At 67.1% G+C, this 13,444-nt stretch carries 16 protein-coding genes and 1 pseudogene; 10 read left to right on the top strand and 7 right to left on the bottom strand.

The genetic code is table 11. The features are described 5' to 3' along the window. Window positions 1-203: 203 nt before the first annotated feature. On the top strand, window positions 204-635 hold the full coding sequence (locus AB839_RS14295) for a CBS domain-containing protein (protein WP_033834978.1): 432 nt from the start codon (window positions 204-206) through the stop codon (window positions 633-635). Window positions 636-702: 67 nt separating this feature from the next. Here the strand turns inward: AB839_RS14295 and AB839_RS14290 are convergent, their stop codons facing one another. Together AB839_RS14290 and gloA are read right to left on the bottom strand one after the other, a co-directional pair. Beyond that, a complete protein-coding gene (locus AB839_RS14290; protein WP_061479874.1) occupies window positions 703-1,131 on the bottom strand; it encodes a VOC family protein in 429 nt (142 codons plus the stop codon). A 121-nt stretch (window positions 1,132-1,252) separates the two neighbouring features. Continuing rightward, window positions 1,253-1,771 carry a lactoylglutathione lyase gene (gloA, locus tag AB839_RS14285; protein WP_033834977.1) on the bottom strand — a complete coding sequence of 173 codons (519 nt, stop codon included), beginning with the start codon at window positions 1,769-1,771 and terminating at the stop codon, window positions 1,253-1,255. 126 nt (window positions 1,772-1,897) lie between these two features. Here gloA and AB839_RS14280 point away from each other — a divergent pair, with 126 nt between their 5' ends. After that, window positions 1,898-3,010, top strand: coding sequence for a PLP-dependent cysteine synthase family protein (locus tag AB839_RS14280; RefSeq protein ID WP_061479873.1), 1,113 nt, complete (start codon window positions 1,898-1,900; stop codon window positions 3,008-3,010). Window positions 3,011-3,057: 47 nt separating this feature from the next. On the opposite strand, the gene AB839_RS14275 is transcribed toward AB839_RS14280, so the two are convergent. Beyond that, the gene (locus AB839_RS14275; protein WP_061479872.1) at window positions 3,058-3,462 is read right to left on the bottom strand and encodes a hypothetical protein; all 405 of its coding nucleotides are present in this window, start codon (window positions 3,460-3,462) and stop codon (window positions 3,058-3,060) included. A gap of 165 nt (window positions 3,463-3,627) precedes the next feature. Between AB839_RS14275 and AB839_RS14270 the strand changes: the two genes are divergently transcribed. Continuing rightward, the gene (locus AB839_RS14270) at window positions 3,628-5,658 is read left to right on the top strand and encodes a M3 family metallopeptidase (protein ID WP_061479871.1); all 2,031 of its coding nucleotides are present in this window, start codon (window positions 3,628-3,630) and stop codon (window positions 5,656-5,658) included. 110 nt (window positions 5,659-5,768) lie between these two features. Here AB839_RS14270 and AB839_RS14265 read toward each other — a convergent pair whose 3' ends face one another. The 3 genes from AB839_RS14265 to AB839_RS14255 form a co-directional block, all read right to left on the bottom strand. Further along, on the bottom strand, window positions 5,769-6,572 hold the full coding sequence (locus AB839_RS14265) for an SDR family oxidoreductase (RefSeq protein ID WP_049397114.1): 804 nt from the start codon (window positions 6,570-6,572) through the stop codon (window positions 5,769-5,771). After that, window positions 6,569-7,135: a DUF1415 domain-containing protein gene (locus AB839_RS14260; RefSeq protein WP_061479870.1), complete on the bottom strand. Its 567-nt coding sequence runs from the start codon at window positions 7,133-7,135 to the stop codon at window positions 6,569-6,571. The genes AB839_RS14265 and AB839_RS14260 overlap by 4 nt, the downstream gene beginning before the upstream one ends. A gap of 100 nt (window positions 7,136-7,235) precedes the next feature. Continuing rightward, entirely contained in the window at window positions 7,236-7,718 is a 483-nt protein-coding gene (locus AB839_RS14255; protein WP_005419468.1) for a YajQ family cyclic di-GMP-binding protein, read from the bottom strand. Window positions 7,719-7,872: 154 nt separating this feature from the next. Between AB839_RS14255 and AB839_RS14250 the strand changes: the two genes are divergently transcribed. From AB839_RS14250 to AB839_RS14230, 5 genes are all read left to right on the top strand, one after another. After that, window positions 7,873-8,769, top strand: a complete 897-nt coding sequence (locus tag AB839_RS14250; RefSeq protein ID WP_019660712.1) for a DMT family transporter — start codon at window positions 7,873-7,875, stop codon at window positions 8,767-8,769. 179 nt (window positions 8,770-8,948) lie between these two features. Then, on the top strand, window positions 8,949-9,956 hold the full coding sequence (locus AB839_RS14245; protein ID WP_005419464.1) for a methionine ABC transporter ATP-binding protein: 1,008 nt from the start codon (window positions 8,949-8,951) through the stop codon (window positions 9,954-9,956). Continuing rightward, window positions 9,953-10,642, top strand: coding sequence for a methionine ABC transporter permease (locus tag AB839_RS14240; protein ID WP_061479869.1), 690 nt, complete (start codon window positions 9,953-9,955; stop codon window positions 10,640-10,642). The genes AB839_RS14245 and AB839_RS14240 overlap by 4 nt, the downstream gene beginning before the upstream one ends. Window positions 10,643-10,802: 160 nt before the next feature. Next, window positions 10,803-11,081: a type II toxin-antitoxin system RelE/ParE family toxin gene (locus tag AB839_RS14235; protein WP_061479868.1), complete on the top strand. Its 279-nt coding sequence runs from the start codon at window positions 10,803-10,805 to the stop codon at window positions 11,079-11,081. 10 nt (window positions 11,082-11,091) lie between these two features. Beyond that, window positions 11,092-11,391 (top strand): HigA family addiction module antitoxin, encoded by a 300-nt coding sequence (locus AB839_RS14230; RefSeq protein WP_061479867.1) that lies wholly within the window; start codon window positions 11,092-11,094, stop codon window positions 11,389-11,391. A gap of 71 nt (window positions 11,392-11,462) precedes the next feature. Here the strand turns inward: AB839_RS14230 and AB839_RS14225 are convergent, their stop codons facing one another. After that, on the bottom strand, window positions 11,463-12,062 hold the full coding sequence (locus AB839_RS14225; RefSeq protein WP_061479866.1) for a lipocalin family protein: 600 nt from the start codon (window positions 12,060-12,062) through the stop codon (window positions 11,463-11,465). A 128-nt stretch (window positions 12,063-12,190) separates the two neighbouring features. Between AB839_RS14225 and AB839_RS14220 the strand changes: the two genes are divergently transcribed. Beyond that, a complete protein-coding gene (locus AB839_RS14220) occupies window positions 12,191-12,490 on the top strand; it encodes a hypothetical protein (RefSeq protein WP_061479865.1) in 300 nt (99 codons plus the stop codon). Between the two features lie 69 nt (window positions 12,491-12,559). Then, window positions 12,560-13,444, top strand: a pseudogene (locus AB839_RS14215) (prolyl oligopeptidase family protein); the annotation flags it as partial.

Here is a 13,444-nt window from a genome sequence, read left to right as displayed (position 1 = left end):
GTCGCAGTCGTAGAATCGATCTGGCCGAGGTTCGGGTTGAGCGATTGAACCCGCCTCGTTCGCGTTGCAGCACATCGTCTGCCGAGTCATTCCAAGCGGCAGCCGGGTGCGCCAGACGTGCGCTGAAAGGTCTGTTCCCGGGGAGGGGGCGTATCGGAAGAGCACACTTTTTTGACTTCAGTGACCTGCACCAGGAAACAAGAATGAACGTCCGCGAACTCCTGCAATCCAAGAAAGAAGCTGTCATCACCATCGATGCCGAAGACACGATCGGTGCCGCCGCCCACAAGATGAGCGCGAACAGGATCGCTGCGCTGGTGGTGATGAAGGACGATGCCCCGGTCGGCATCATTTCCGAGAAGGACATCGTGCGCACCCTGGCCGACGACGGCCCGCAGGCCGGCCGCCGGGTGATTTCCAGCCTGCCGTCCACCGGTCTGGAGGGCATTGCGCCGGACGCCACGCTGAAACAGGCCATGTCGTTGATGACGTACTCGCGGCGCCGTCACCTGATGGTCACTGAAGGCACCCGCCTGGTCGGCATCCTCAGCCTGGGCGATATCGTGAAGAACCTGCTGGGCGAGCTGGAACTGGAAAAGGCAGTGCTGCAGGACATCTACATGGCCGCCCACTGAGGGCCGCAGCGCTGGAAGCAGAGAAGCCGGGCATAGCCCGGCTTCTTCGTTCACGGCGCCGGTGATATCAGAAAGTGACCTTCACCGAATCGGCGCTGTAGTTCGCCGGCCCGTGATAGACCACTTCGATGTTGTTGCCATCGGGGTCGAGCACGAAGGCGCCGTAGTAGCCCGGGTGGTAGGGGCGTTCGCCTGGCGCGCCATTGTCGGTACCGCCGGCGGCGATCGCGGCAGTGTGGAAGGCGTCAACAGTTGCGCTGTCGCGGGCCTGGAAGGCGAGATGGTGGCGGCCGGTCAACTGGCCGGCGGCGGCACGGCTGCTGGCGCTGGAAATGAACAGCTCGTCGGCCCAGAAGAAGTCTGGCCCTTCGCCGCCCAGTGGGACGCCGATCGTATCGAACACTGCCTGGTAGAAGCGGCGGCTGGCGGCCAGGTCACGCACCACCAGCTGGATGTGGTCGATCAGGCGGCCACGGTGCAGTTCCATCGTTTCCATACGAACCTCAAAAAGGGGACGGAGTCGGTAGCGCCGGGCCGTGCCCGGCGAGCGCGCAGCGCGGCCTGCTCAAGGCCGCCGGGCATGGCCCGGCGCTACCGGAATTGTGCCCCTTTCCGGGTCAGACGTTGGCGATGATCTCGACCCAGTAGCCGTCCGGGTCCTTGATGAAGGCCAGGTTCTTCATGCGGCCGTCGGTCAGGCGCTTCTGGAAGGTTACCCCGAGGTCCTCGAAGCGCTGGCAGGCCGCCTCGATGTCCGGCACCGACACGCAGATGTGGCCGAAGCCGCGCGGGTCGCTGTTGCCGTCGTGGTAGACCGCGCCGTCCTGGCTCTCGGTGCCGTGGTTGTGGGTCAGTTCCAGCACGCCCGGCAGGCCGGCCATCCACAGGCGGCGCTGGCTGTCATCTTCCGGAACCGCCACGCCAGCTGGGACGTAGGCCAGGAAGTACAGGCTGAACTGGGCTTCGGGAAAGTCGCGCTTGTCGATCAGCTGGTAGCCGAGCACGCGGGTGTAGAAGTCCAGCGAGGCGGTGATGTCCTTCACCCGCAGCATGGTGTGGTTGAACACGAAGCCGGTGGTTTCGGCCGGGGCCTGGGCGGCGACGCCGGGGACATCGCGCAGGGCGGGAATGGTCATGGGGGGAGGTCCTTCAGACAGGGCCGTTGCCGGCCGGATGGGGGCATTCTACCGGCCAGCACCTGACGGCACCGCGACGTACAATGGCCGGATCGCACCGTTCCGTCCTGACAACGATTGCCCGCCATGTCACAGCGTGAATGGGTGGCCGCCGCCATCCGCAAGATTGAAGCCGATTTCAACCGCTCCGCCGATACCCACCTGATCCCGCTGGCGCTGCCCGGGTTCGAGGGCATCGATGTGTACCTGAAGGATGAGTCGAGCCATCCCACCGGTAGCCTCAAGCACCGGCTGGCGCGCTCGCTGTTCCTGTATGCGCTGGCCAATGGCTGGCTGCGCGAAGGGCGACCGGTGATCGAGGCGTCCAGCGGCTCGACGGCGGTGTCCGAAGCCTATTTCGCGCGCCTGCTCGGCCTGCCGTTCATTGCAGTGATCCCGGCCACCACCTCGCCTGAAAAGATCGCCGCGATCGAGTTCCAAGGCGGCCGCTGCCATCTTGTCGAACGTGCCTGCGACCTCAACTGTGATTCGGAGAAGCTGGCCCGTGAAACCGGTGGCCACTTCATGGACCAGTTCACCTACGCTGAGCGCGCGACCGACTGGCGTGCCAACAACAACATCGCCGAGTCCATCTTCAAGCAGATGGCCGAAGAGCCCAGCCCGGTTCCGGAATGGATCGTGTGCAGCCCCGGCACCGGCGGTACCGCCGCCACCCTGGGCCGCTATGTCAGCTACCGCCGCCACGACACCCGCATCCTGTGCGCGGACCCGGAAGTGTCGGTGTTCTTCGACGGCTACCGGGCCGCCGTGGCCGGTGAACAGGACTGGCGCGACCTGACCTGCACTGGTGGTTCGCGCGTGGAAGGCATCGGCCGGCCACGGGTGGAGCCGAGCTTCATCCCGACCAGCGTCGATGCGATGGTCAAGGTACCCGACGCACTGAGCCTGGCCGCGATGCGCCATGTCAGCCGCCAGCTCGGCCGCCGTGTCGGTGGCTCGACCGGCACCAACTTCATCGGCGTGCTGCAGGCGGCGCAATGGATGCGCGAGGCGGGCCACCGGGGCAGCATCGTCAGCATCCTGTGCGACAGCGGCGAACGCTATGCGCAGAGCTATTACGACCCGGCGTGGTACCTGCGCCAGGGTATCGATGTCGACGGCGCCGATGCGCAGCTGGCCGCTGCGGTGGCCGGGCAGGGCTTGCCCGAGCTGCCGTGGTGCAGCCTGGAAGCGCTGTAGCACGGACGACGCTCGCGCGGGGCCATGCCGGCGAAAGCGACGGTGTCTCAGTACCCCGCCGCGGTGAACGCGTCGAGCACCGCGTCGCGAAGCGCATCAGGCAACGCCTCGATGTCCATCGCACGATCATCCAGGTGCAGGGTGGGATCCAGGATGCTGGCGCGGCCCTGGGCCAATGCCTGCAACCACAGCAGCACGCAGATCACGAACTCGCGCTCATGGCCCAGCTGCAGCTGGCTGGCGCCGCGCTCGACCACTTCGAACGGGTACCACTCCTGGCTTTCATTGAACGTGCCGCCCTGCTGCAGCACCGCCTGCAACTGCTGCAGGTGGCGCGGGGCGTCGTCGCCGGCATCGCACAGCGCGGCGATCCAGGCCAGTTCGGCCGCGCTGGCAGACAGTGCCAGCGACCGCGCCGGTGAGGCGGATGCAACTGCAGCCAGACCATCCATGTAGGGCCTCGTTCGGTACGTGCCGCTGCGGACTCCCCCGCACCCAGAGCTTCGGGGGGCGTGCGTAAGGCCGATGTGAATGCCGTGCCCCCTTGTCAGCGATGCCTGGCAGCGCCATATCTACCGGGCTGCCCGCCTGCCGGGCCCGTACCCTGGAGACCTGCCGTGACCGTTGCCAACCCCCTGCTCGATTTTTCCGGCCTGCCGCGCTTCGAGGCGATCCGCCCCGAGCACGTGGCGCCGGCGCTGGATGTGCTGCTGGCCGAGGCCGAAGCCGCCGTCAGCGCAGCCGAGCAGGTGCAGCCGGTCACCTGGCAGACCTTCGTGACCCCGCTGGACGATGCCACCGAGCGCCTGTGGCGCGCCTGGGGCCTGGTCGGCCACCTGCAGGGCGTGGTCAACACCCCGGAGCTGCGCGAGGCCTACAACAGCAACCTGCCGCGAGTGACCCGCTTCGCCAGTGCGCTGGGGCAGAACCTGGCGCTGTATCGGCAGTACCAGGCGCTGGCCGCCAGCCCGGAGGCGGCGCATTTCGATGAAGCCCAGCGCAAGGTGCTGGACAACACCCTGCGCGACTTCCGCCTCGGCGGCGCCGAGCTGGCGCCCGAGGCCCAGCAGCGTTTTGCTGCGATCAAGGAAGAACTGTCGGCGCTGTCGGCGAAGTTCTCGCAGAACGTGCTCGACGCTACCGATGCCTGGTCGCTGATCATCGAAGACGAAGCGCGGCTGAAGGGCCTGCCGGAAGACGTGAAGGCCACCGCGCATGCCGCAGCACAGAAGGACGGCAAGGCCGGCTGGAAACTGACCCTGCAGATGCCGTGCTACCTGCCGGTGCAGACCTGGGGCGAGGACCGCGACCTTCGCGAGATCCTGTACCGCGCCAGCGCCCAGCGTGCGTCCGAATTCGGCGATGACGCACTGGACAACAGCGGCAACATCGACCGCATCCTTGCCCTGCGCGCCGAACTGGCTGCGTTGCTCGGCTTCGATTCGTACGGCCATTACTCGGTGGCGACCAAGATGGCGCAGGACCCGGCCGAAGTGCTCGGTTTCCTGCGTGACCTGGCCGCGCGTGCCAAGCCGTTCGCGGCCAGGGACCGCGCCGAGCTGGAGCAGTTCGCGCGCGAACAGCTCGGCATCGACAGCCTGCAGGCCTGGGACCTGGCCTTCGCCGCCGACCGCCTGAAGCAGGCGCGTTACAGCTATTCCGAGCAGGAGGTGAAGCAGTATTTCACCGAGCCGAAGGTACTGGGTGGCCTGTTCTCGGTGATCGAGCAGCTGTACGGCCTGCGCGTGCAGGAGGACAGCGCGCCGGTGTGGCACGAGGATGCGCGCTTCTTCCGGTTGGTCGATGCGCAGGGCGCGCTGGTTGGCCAGTTCTACCTGGACCTGTACGCCCGCGAGGGCAAGCGCGGCGGGGCGTGGATGGATGATTGCCGCAACCGTCGCGTGCGCACCGACGGCAGCGTGCAGACGCCGCTGGTCTACCTGGTGTGCAACTTCGGCCGCGGTGCCAACGGCAAGCCGGCCACCTTCAGCCACAACGAAGTGACCACGCTGTTCCATGAGATGGGCCACGGCCTGCACCAGCTGCTGACCCGCATCGGCGAACTGGGCGTGGCTGGCATCAACGGCGTGGAATGGGATGCGGTGGAGCTGCCCAGCCAGTTCATGGAGAACTTCTGCTGGGAATGGGACCACCTGCAGGCGATGACCGCGCACGTGGACAGTGGCGAGCCGCTGCCGCGCGCGCTGTACGAGCGCATGCTGGCCGCGCGCAACTTCCACAGCGGCATGGCCACCGTCCGCCAGCTGGAGTTCGGCCTGTTCGACATGCTGCTGCACAGCCAGTTCGAACCAGCGCAGGACAGCGTGCTGGCGCTGCTCGACCGCGTGCGCGCGGAAGTGGCGGTGAACCACCCGCCGGCCTGGAACCGCTTCCCGCACCAGTTCAGCCACATCTTTGCGGGCGGTTACGCCGCGGGTTACTACAGCTACAAGTGGGCCGAGGTACTCAGCGCCGACGCCTATGCCGCCTTCGAGGAAGCGCCGCAGGCACTGGCTGAAACCGGCGCACGCTTCCGTGATGAGATCCTGTCGCGCGGTGGCAGCCGCCCGGCGGCGGACAACTTCAAGGCGTTCCGCGGCCGTGCTCCGCAGATCGATGCGCTGCTGCGCCACTCGGGCATGGCGTAAACGCAAAAAAACGCGGTGCATCCCGGTAGCGCCGGGCCATGCCCGGCGAGCGCGCAGCGCGGCGCGGCAAGAAGAGCCGCCGGGCATGGCCCGGCGCTACCGCACAGCGGTCATTCGGCGTAGATCATCTTCCGGGTCATGCCGCCGTCGACGATGAAATCCTGGCCGGTGCTGAAACCGGACAGTGATGACAGCAGGTACACGGCCAACGCACCGATGTCCTCCGGCTGGCCGACGCGGCCGACCGGGTGTTGCGCATGGTCGGTGGCCGAATACTCCGGTGCGTGTCGCCGTGAGGGTGCCTGCCACTCGCAGGTGCCGATCCAGCCGGGACTGATGCTGTTCACCCGCACCGCCGGGCCGCTGCTGATCGCCAGCGCATGGGTGAACGCCACCAGTCCGCCCTTGGCTGCGGCATAGGCTTCGCTGTGTGCTTCGGATTGCCAGGCGCGGGTCGAAGCGATGTTGATGATCGCACCGGCGGCGCTGGCGGTCAGCGCCGGCAACGCATGCTTGCTGCACAGGAACGCGCCGTGCAGCGAAGACAGCCGGCGCTGCCACTCGTCCCAGTCCATGTCCTGCAGCAGCGTGCCGTGCGGGCTGGCAATCCCCGCGTTGTTGACCAGGCCGTCGATGCGGCCGAAACGCTGCAGGGCCACGGCGATGAAGGCGCGCACGCTGGCTTCGTTGGTGATGTCCAGGCGCTGGAACGCGGCATCCTCACCACGCTGCCATTCCGCCAGGCACGCCTCGCCGGCCTCCACGTCGAGGTCGCCGATCAGCACGCGGCCACCGGCGCCGAGCACGGCCTGCGCGATGCCACGGCCGATGCCGTTGGCGCCGCCGGTGACCAGCACCACCTTGCCCGACAGCGGCGCGGCCGGCCAAGCGGCAATCGGCGGCACCGTGCTCACGACAGGTCTTCGCCACGCAGGCGGCGATGCCAGCCGTCCACGCCGATGCGGTCCAGGGTCTGGATGTTGCGCTCGACGATCACGTCCGGATCCGGATAGACGTCCACCGCGCGCGCCACGCTGTCTTCGCGCAGCAGGTGCAGGGTGGGGAAGGGCGCGCGATTGGTGTAGTTGCTGGCGTCGTCCGCGGCCACGCCGTCGAACTGGTAGTCGGGGTGGAAGCTGGCCACCTGCAGGATGCCCTGCAGGTCCAGCGCCTCGATCGCCGCGTCGGCGTTGTCGAGGAAGTCGTTGTAGTCGAGGAAATCGGTCAGCACCTGCGGATGCACGATCAGCGTGGTATCGATCTGCTCGGCCGGCGTATCGCGCAACAGGACCAGTTCCTCGGCCAGCTGCTCAACCAGGGCTTCCGTCGTGGTCGCATCGCTGAGCACGATGCGGACCTGGTCCTTCACGTAGACCGCCTTGGCGAACGGGCACAGGTTCAGGCCGATGACGATGCGTTCCAGCCACAGGCGGGTGGCGGCGATCGGGTCCTCGGTGGGCAGTTGGGCGTCGGTCATGGCGGGCACGTCGGCTGGCGGGGCGGACATTGTAGGCGCGTCGCTTGCAACGCGCCGTCTTACCGCAGGTGCCGGCGCCGGGCCATGCCCGGCGGCCAGATCAATCGCGGAAATTGTTGAACTGCAGCGGCAGCTCGAACTTGCCGGCCTTGAGCACGGCGATGGCGTCCTGCAGGTCATCACGCTTCTTGCCCTGCACGCGCAGCTTGTCGCCATTGATCTGGCTTTCAACCTTCAGCTTGGCCTCCTTCAGCGCAGCGGCGATCTTCTTGGCGATCTTCTGCTCGATGCCCTGCTTGACCGTGATCTTCTGCCGGGCCTGGGCCAGGTTGGTCTCGATGTCGCCGAATTCGAGGCTGAGCACATCGATGCCGCGCGCGGCCAGGCGTGCACGCAGGATGTCGTTCATCTGCTTGAGCTGGAACTCGGTCGGCGCGAACTGGTTGATCACATCGCCATCGCGTTCGAACTTGGCATCCACGCCCTTGAAATCGAAGCGGGTGGCCAGTTCGCGGTTGGCCTGGTCGATGGCGTTGGTCAGTTCGTGGGTGTCGACTTCAGACACGACGTCGAAGGAAGGCATGGGCGGTGCTCCGCAGGATTCAGTGGCAGCCATTCTATCGCGAGGGCCCCATGCCCGCCCTTTGTAGAGTCGAGCCCACGCTCGGCGGCTTTGTGAAGGGCAGCCGAGCGTGGGCTCGGCTCTACAGAAAGCGACGACCGGGCGATAATGGGCCATGAACGTGCAACGCTCCCCTTCGCGTGCGGTGGCCTGGATGGTCGCTGCAGTCGCCTGTTTCTCGCTGATGGACGCTGGCATGAAGCAGCTGTCGGCCAGCTACCCCACCCTGGAAGTAACCTTCCTGCGCGGCGCGGCCTCGTTGCCGTTCGTGCTGGTCTGGGTGCTGGCCAGCGCCGGGCCGCGTTCACTGGTGCCGCGCCGCTGGGGGCTGCACCTGCTGCGTGGTGCGCTGGGCATGGCGATGATCGGCTGCTTCGTGTTCGCCCTGCGCGACCTGCCGCTGTCCACTGCCTACACCATCTATTTCGTTGCCCCGCTGCTGATCGCCGCATTGTCGGTGCCGCTGCTGGGCGAGCGGGTCGGGCCACGGCGCTGGGTCGCCATCGGGATTGGCCTGGTCGGTGTGCTGGTGGTGCTGCGGCCGGGCGTCGATGGCTTCATCTCGGTGCCGGGGCTGATGGTGCTGGCCGCGGCCACCGCCTATGCCGTAGCCGCGATCACGGTCAGCCTGTTGACCCGCACAGATACCTCGCAGTCGATGGTGGTCTGGTTCCTGGTGATCATGGCCATCGGTGCCGGGCTGCTGGCCCTTCCCGGCTGGGTGCCACTGCAGCTGGCACATGCGCCGCTGATCGGTGGCATGGGCCTGGCCGGGGCGCTGGGCCAGATCGCCCTGACCAGGGCCTTCCAGCTGGGCGAGGCCTCGATGATCGCGCCGTTGGAGTACAGCGGGCTGGTCTGGGTGATCGGTTGGGACCTGGCCTTCTGGGGCCAGCTGCCCGATGGCTATACCTGGGTGGGCGCGGCGATCATCGTGGCTTCGGGGCTTTACCTGCTGCACCGCGAGCGGGTGAACCGGCAGGAGCCGCCGAAGCCGCTGGATCATCCCTGAACCGGTTTGGCCGGGAAGCGGGGTCAGAGCCCCTGCGGGGATCCGACCCCGGAACCCGCGCCGGAGCAGGTACGTTAGAACCAAAAGGAATAACATTCTGGCCCATGGCGCGGGCGCGCGACCGCCTGCGCTGGTAGGCTGCACGCCCCCTTCCGTCACCCAGCCGGTGAGCCACGCCCGTGATCGAGTTCCAGCGCCTGCACAAATCCTATGCCGTTGCCGGCCGCGAGATCAGCGCGCTGCAACCGTTGGACCTGACCATCGAGGCCGGTGAGGTTTTCGGCATCATCGGCCATTCCGGCGCCGGCAAGTCGACCCTGATCCGCATGATCAACCGCCTGGAAGAACCCAGCGGTGGCCGGCTGCTGATCGGTGGTGAGGATGTCACCGCGCTGGACGCGGACGGCCTGCGCGCGCTGCGCCGGCGCATCGGCATGATCTTCCAGCATTTCAATCTGCTGTCGTCGCGCACGGTGGCGGGCAATGTCGCCTTCCCGCTGGAACTGGCCGGCACGCCGAAGGCGGAAATCGACGCGCGCGTGGCCGAGCTGCTGCAGACCGTGGGCCTGGAAGCGCATGCGCAGAAGTATCCGGCGCAGCTGTCCGGTGGCCAGAAGCAGCGCGTCGGTATCGCCCGCGCGCTGGCGACCCGTCCACAGATCCTGCTGTGCGACGAGGCCACCAGTGCGCTCGACCCGCAGACCACTGCTTCGGTGCTGTCGCTGCTGTCGAAGATCAATCGCGAGCTCGGCCTGACCATCGTGCTGATCACCCACGAGATGGACGTGATCCGCCGTGTCTGCGACCGCGTTGCGGTGCTCGATGCCGGCCAGATGGTCGAAACCGGTCCGGTCACCCGGGTGTTCCTGCACCCGCAGCATCCGACCACGCGCCGGTTCGTCAGCGAGTCGGAGCATGTGGACGAGGGCGCGCTGCACCGTGATTTCGATGCCGTTGGCGGCCGTATCGTGCGCCTGACCTTCCTCGGTGGCGACACCTACGAACCCCTGCTCGGCAGCGTCGCGCGGCAGACCGGGGTCGACTACAACATCCTGTCCGGGCGTATCGACCGGATCAAGGACACCCCGTATGGCCAGCTGGTGGTCGCCCTGGTGGGCGGCGACCAGTCCGCCGCGCAGGCTGCCTTCGTGGCCGCCGGCGTGCACGTCGAGGAGCTGCGTCGATGATCATTGCTGCTGCTGGCGGCTTCTTCCGTCACCTGGATGCGGGCAAGTGGGCCGACATCGGCCAGGCCACCTTCGACACCCTGCTGATGCTGCTCGGTTCGCTGCCGCTGACCCTGGCCATCGGCCTGCCGCTGGGCGTGCTGCTGTACCTGTTCGGCGCACCACAGATGAAGCGGAGGCCGTTCGCCTATGGCGCGCTGGCACTGGTGGTGAACCTGCTGCGCTCGGTGCCCTTCATCATCCTGATGATCGTGCTGATTCCGGTCACGTTGTTCCTGATGGGAACCTCGCTGGGCGTGCGCGGCGCGATCGTACCGCTGGTGATCGGCGCAGCGCCGTTCTATGCGCGCCTGGTCGAGACCGCGCTGCGCGAAGTGGATCGAGGCGTCATCGAGGCGACCCAGGCGATGGGCGCCACCACCTGGCAGCTGGTGACCCGCGTGCTGCTGCCGGAAGCGCGCCCCGGCCTGATCGCCGGTGCCACCGTCACCACCGTGGCCCTGATCGGCTTCACTGCGATGGGCGGTGCGATCGGTTCCGGTGGCCTCGGCGACCTGGCGTTCCGCGATGGCTACCAGCGTTCGCACACCGACGTGGCCCTGGTCACCGTGGTCCTGCTGCTGGTCCTGGTGCAGCTGCTGCAGATGCTCGGCGACCGCCTGGTCGCGCATTACAGCCGCAAGTAACCCGGTGCCGGGCGTCGCCCGGCGTCGTTCGGGTAGCGCCGGGCCATGCCCGGCGGCGGCATGACGCAATCGATCCATTGAAAACCTGAATCACCGAACCGGGACTGGCAGCACATCCAGTTGCTTGGTATATTCCGTGTGACGTAATACGTTTTGCGGAATGATCCGGTCCTTCCGTTGCAAGCACACCCGCGCCTTGTTTGAAGGCCACTGCGTGCGCGCCTGGCTGCCGATTCGACGGGCAGCGGAACGCAAGCTGCAGATGCTTGACTCGGCACAGACGCTGGCGTTCCTGCGCAGTCCGCCCGGCAACCGGTTGGAGGCACTGGCTGGCGACCGCAAAGGGCAGCACAGCCTGCGAATCAACGATCAGTGGCGGCTGTGTTTCATCTGGACCGACAGCGGTCCGCAATCCGTGGAAATCGTTGACTACCACTGAGGCATTCGCCATGAAGCCAACCAACAATCGCATGCGGGCCATCCATCCCGGCGAGATCCTGCGAGAGGAGTTCCTTTCCCCGCTGGCTCTGAGCGTGAATGCACTGGCGAGGGAACTGGATGTTCCGGCCACCCGCCTGCATGCCATCGTCCATGGCGAACGTGCGATCACCGCCGACACTGCTGCCCGGCTGGCGCGCCATTTCGGAGGTGATGCCGCATCGTGGCTGGCGCTGCAGGCGACTTACGACTTGAAGACGCTGCCCACGCTTGGCGAGATCGAGCGCCGCGTGCAGCCGCGGGCGGCGTAAGGCACGTCACGTCCGCCGGGCATGGCCCGGTATCGTTCAGGTAGCGCTGGGCCATGCCCGGCGACGCTTTCTCAGCGCACGTTCGGGACTTCGTAGCCCAGCTTGCCGACCTGGTCGACGTGCTGCGGCACGCGCTTGAGCTTGTCGGTGTTCACGCCGTACTCGTCGCGCAGGCGCTCGGCCAGCTCCTTGTACAGGGCTTTGTCCATGTCCGGCGTGCGCGAGAAGATCCACGCCATCTCGCGGCCCGGGTAGCCGATCAGTGCCCACGAATAGTCCGGGGCGACGTCCAGCACCCGGGAGTGGGTCGGCACCACGCGGTAGAACCAGGTGCGCCAGCCGTGGTTGCCGCTGTCCGGGTCGACGCTGGCGCGTGCGCGGATCTCCTGCAGGGGTTCGCCGAAGCCGTCGCGGTAGCGGTAGGTGATGCCGACCTTGTGCTCGTCGCGCAACTCGTACTCGTTGACGCTGGCGACGTGCCCGCGTTCGATGAAGTTCGGCACGCGGCCGATCACGTACCAGGTGCCCATGAAGCGCTTGAGGTCGATCGGGGCATCCGGATCGGCGCGCGGGGCGCTGGCACGGGGTGATGGCGGCTCACCGACCGCCATGGCGGGGCCCGCCAGGGACAGGGCCAGCAACACGGCGCAGAGCGGGCGGATCGAAGTCATGCGGGAGCGGGCTCAGGAGGGCTTTGCCTGAGCATGGTCGACTGAGCGTGCGCGATCCGTCAATGGTGTCGCAATCTGTGAGAAGGGGCTTGCCCAAGCTGTGTTGCATTGTCTACCGGAGAAGGCCCATGAACACACGTTCCGTCCGTCACCCTGCAACTGAACGCATCATCGAACGCGCCGACCCGCGCCTGCTGCGTGGCGTGCGGCAACTGGTGCTGGCCGGACTGGCGCTGGTACTGGTCTGGCCAGCGGCACGTGGCAGCAGCGCGTGGTTGGGCTGGCTGCCGATGTGGCTGATCGGCATGCCGCTCGCGGCCTGGTGGGCGCTGTTGCGCTTCCCGCTGCCGCGCCTGTCGCGGCTGCCGAAGGTGCGGCGTACCGGTGGACAGGCGCGTCGCCGGCGCGGCCCGGCGGCCACGGCCTGACCTTCGACACGGGGGAGGCCGCGGCATTCCGTGCTAGCGTTCCACGGCTTATGACTGCCTGGAGCTGCAATGTCACGACTCGCTTCCGCCTGCCTGTTGGCCGGCATGATGACCGCTGCCTCGGTGGGGACCGCCGTGGCCGCTGAAGATACCGACCGCTACGCCTGGCTGGAGGACGTCACCGGCGACAAGCCGCTGTCCTGGGTCAAGGAACAGAATGCCAAGTCCGAGGCGCGCCTGGCGCAGACCCCGGCCTTCAAGCAGATGGAGACCCGCATCCGCGAGGTGCTCGACTCCGATGCCAAGATTCCGGGCGTGCAGAAGATCGGCGACTACTACTACAACTTCTGGAAAGACCAGCAGCACGAGCGCGGCCTGTGGCGGCGCACCACCCTGGCCGAGTACCGCAAGGCGTCGCCGCAGTGGGAGACCGTGCTCGACCTGGATGCGCTGAACAAGGCCGAGGGTGAGAACTGGGTCTGGCACGGCGCCGATTGCCTGCGCCCGGATTACAGCCGTTGCCTGATCGCGCTGTCGCGCGGCGGCGCCGACGCCGACGTCACCCGCGAGTTCGACCTGGCCAACAAGACCTGGATCAAGGACGGCTTCTTCCGTCCGGAGTCGAAGGGGGGCCTCAACTGGGTCGACCGCGACACCGTGTTCGTCTACACCGACTTCGGTGCCGGCACGATGACCACGTCCGGCTATCCGCGCGTGGCCAAGCTGTGGAAGCGCGGCACGCCGATGGCCTCGGCCACCGTGGTGTACGAAGGCAAGCCGGAAGACATGTACATCGCGGCGATGCACGATGACACCCCGGGCTTCGAGCGCAACCTGGTCAGCCGCACGCTGGCGTTCTACAACAACGAGCTTTACCTGCGTGGCGACGACGGCACGCTGACCAAGATCGACGCCCCGAACTCGGCCGAGAAGGGCCTGCACAAGCAGTGGCTG

The sequence above is a fragment of the Stenotrophomonas sp. DDT-1 genome (assembly GCF_001580555.1).
GTDB lineage: Bacteria > Pseudomonadota > Gammaproteobacteria > Xanthomonadales > Xanthomonadaceae > Stenotrophomonas > Stenotrophomonas sepilia.
This window is presented reverse-complemented; position numbering and strand designations above follow the sequence as displayed.